The sequence below is a fragment of the Ilyobacter sp. genome, from assembly GCF_041583315.1.
Classification (GTDB): Bacteria; Fusobacteriota; Fusobacteriia; order Fusobacteriales; family Fusobacteriaceae; genus Ilyobacter.
On the sequence record NZ_JBFHGC010000398.1, the window covers coordinates 1 to 2,715 of the forward strand.

Sequence of the window (2,715 nt, forward strand, 5' to 3'; positions counted from 1 at the left end):
ACCTATAAAGATGCATTCTCTCACGAGGAAGCTGTCAAAATAATAACAATCGGAGACGGCAGGACCTCTCCCCAGCACTTTGATCCGGATATTCTACAGGCCTTCGAAGAGATAAAAGATCAGTTTTACGAGATCTATTTGGAATTAAAGGAGGAATAATCACATTTCCACCAGAGGAGAAAATATGTGAAGAAAAATATTTCAACAAAATCATATATCATAGCATTTATGATTTCATTTTTATTCTGCATCATATTATCATATACATTTTATTCTACATTTAAAAATGAGGTCGATCAGAGCAAAAATACAGAAAGAGAAGAAGTAATCGAAAGATTTCTTCACTACAGGTCACAGACTGAAAATTTATTCAATCAGAATGAGTATCTCCTCAAGGGATATATCGCCTATCTGGAAACTCACCCTGAGGCTTCTCCAGAAGAATCTGAAAAGTATCTTTCTTACCTGATAAAAGGAGAAGAAAATCTGATCAGAAGCATTACAACCATCAGAGATACTACAATCATAACAACTTATCCTTTAAAAGGTAATGAAGCCGCCATAGGAGTGGATCTTTCGAAAATACCGATACAGGGAGAGAAAGTTTTAGAGGTAAAAAACAACTTAAAACAGACTCTTCAAGGTCCTCTGGAACTTATACAGGGAGGCTTCGGATTTATATTGAGAACCCCTATTGTAAACAATGAAACTGGCTACTGGGGTCAGGTCAGTATCATCATTGATGTGGGTAATTTTATCCAAAAAGCTGCTTCCTATGAGAAAGAAAACGACCTTGAAATAACCCTTTTCAACAATGACACCTTTAAGGACAAACCATTTATGGGAAGCAATGACACACTCAGAGATAACCCTGTGATCCTGGATATGGAGCTGAGCAATACAGTATGGAAAGCTGCCATTATCCCGAGAAACGGATGGGGGGCCTCCAAAGAAAAATACGAGATAAAATTTATGATCATGATTCTGCTGACTCTCACAGCTTCATTGCTTCTTTATAATCATATAATTACGAGATTCAAACTTAAAAGCCAGGTTATTCATGACCACCTCACCGGACTGTACACCAGGGCTTTCCTTGATGAATACTATCAGCTTACTTTTGAAAAAGCCAAAAGAAACTGCACCAAAGTCTTGATATTACTCCTTGATATCAATGACTTTAAAAATATAAACGACACCTACGGACACAAGGCAGGAGATGAGGTGCTGAGGCTTATAGCAAATCAGCTGCTGAAAATATGCAGAAAATCAGAAGCTGTGTTCAGACTGGGGGGAGATGAATTTCTCATTATCATTCCAGATATAGAGGACCTGTCAGATGTAAAGATTATAAAAGAGAGAATAAAAAAAGCTGTCACAGTGGACTATCATCACCAAAACAAAGAAATAAAGATTTTATCCAGTATAGGAAGTGCAGTCTATCCTGTAGAAGGATCAGATTTTGACGGGCTCACTCATGTGGCCGACGAGGATATGTACAGGCAGAAGTCAGCCTTGAAAAGAGAACCCAATCTGTAATAGTAACTCAGTTCAGCCCCGGGATCATTCCCGGAGCTGATTTTTTTCACCCCCTATACACATTAATTGTATCTCAGTGTCAAATTTATCAGCTATTATAAAGGATGTTTCCGATTTGACAGAATAAATCTATATATATAGTAACAGGAGGTAAGAGATGAATAGATTTTTTATAACCATGTTTTTTACACTGATTTTCACAGTTCTCTCCTTTGGAGAAAAGATAAAGGTCATAGCCACGATATTCCCGAATTATGATTTTGCAAGAAATATAGGAAAAGAGATGGCAGAAGTTACCCTGCTGTTGCCTCCCGGAGTAGAGGCCCACTCCTATGAACCCACTCCTAGAGATATGGTGAGGATAACCACTTCAGATATACTCCTCTATACCGGAGAAGATATGGAACCATGGGTCCACAGACTCAGCGGAAACCTTCCGTCTAGTGTCACAGTGCGGGATATAAGCCAGGGTATAAAAAAAATAAAAGAAGAGGACCACGAACACGGGGACCCTCACATATGGACAGACCCGATTCTTGCAATGGAGATGGTGGACAATATCACAGAAGCTTTTATAGAGGCTGATCCAGAGAACAGGGATTATTACACCAAAAATGCAAAGGCCTATAAAAACAAGCTCTCTCAGCTTCACCAGAAAATAGAAAGAGAACTTTCCCATATAGACAGAAGGAGCGTCGTCTTCTCAGGGCACATGGTCTTCGGATATTTTGCCCAGAGGTATAACCTAACTTTTATCACTCCCTACAGAAGCTTCTCTCCTGATGCTGAGCCCACTCCCAGGCGTATGGGAGAGCTTATCACAACTATAAAAAAGAGAGGGGACTCCTATATCTATTTTGAAGAGCTGATAGATCCCAAGAGTGCAAAACTCATAGCCAGAGAGACAGGGACAGAAATCCTCCTCCTTCATGGTGCCCACAATCTATCCAAGGAAGATCTGAAAAAGGGAAAAGGCTATATAGACATAATGGAGGATAACCTAAAAAATCTGAAAAGAGGTCTTAAAAATGAATAATACTATTATCTCTGTAGATAAACTTAATATAGCCTATAACGGCATCTCTGTTCTTGAGAATATCTCCTTCACTGTAAAAAAAGGGGATTACATAGGAATAGTAGGGCCCAACGGCTCTGGAAAAACAACTCTTGTGAAAA

Annotated in this window: 3 protein-coding genes; all 3 read left to right on the forward strand. The window is 39.1% G+C overall.

Annotated elements, in window-relative coordinates; all coding sequences use genetic code 11:
- Positions 1–186 precede the first annotated feature (186 nt).
- Positions 187–1,539 (forward strand): diguanylate cyclase domain-containing protein, encoded by a 1,353-nt coding sequence (locus ABZA26_RS11995; RefSeq protein WP_372714752.1) that lies wholly within the window; start codon positions 187–189, stop codon positions 1,537–1,539.
- Between the two features lie 157 nt (positions 1,540–1,696).
- Positions 1,697–2,575, forward strand: coding sequence for a metal ABC transporter substrate-binding protein (locus ABZA26_RS12000; protein WP_372714753.1), 879 nt, complete (start codon positions 1,697–1,699; stop codon positions 2,573–2,575).
- The coding region (locus ABZA26_RS12005) for an ATP-binding cassette domain-containing protein (protein WP_372714754.1) at positions 2,568–2,715 on the forward strand (148 nt) is incomplete at its 3' end. The genes ABZA26_RS12000 and ABZA26_RS12005, both read left to right, overlap by 8 nt.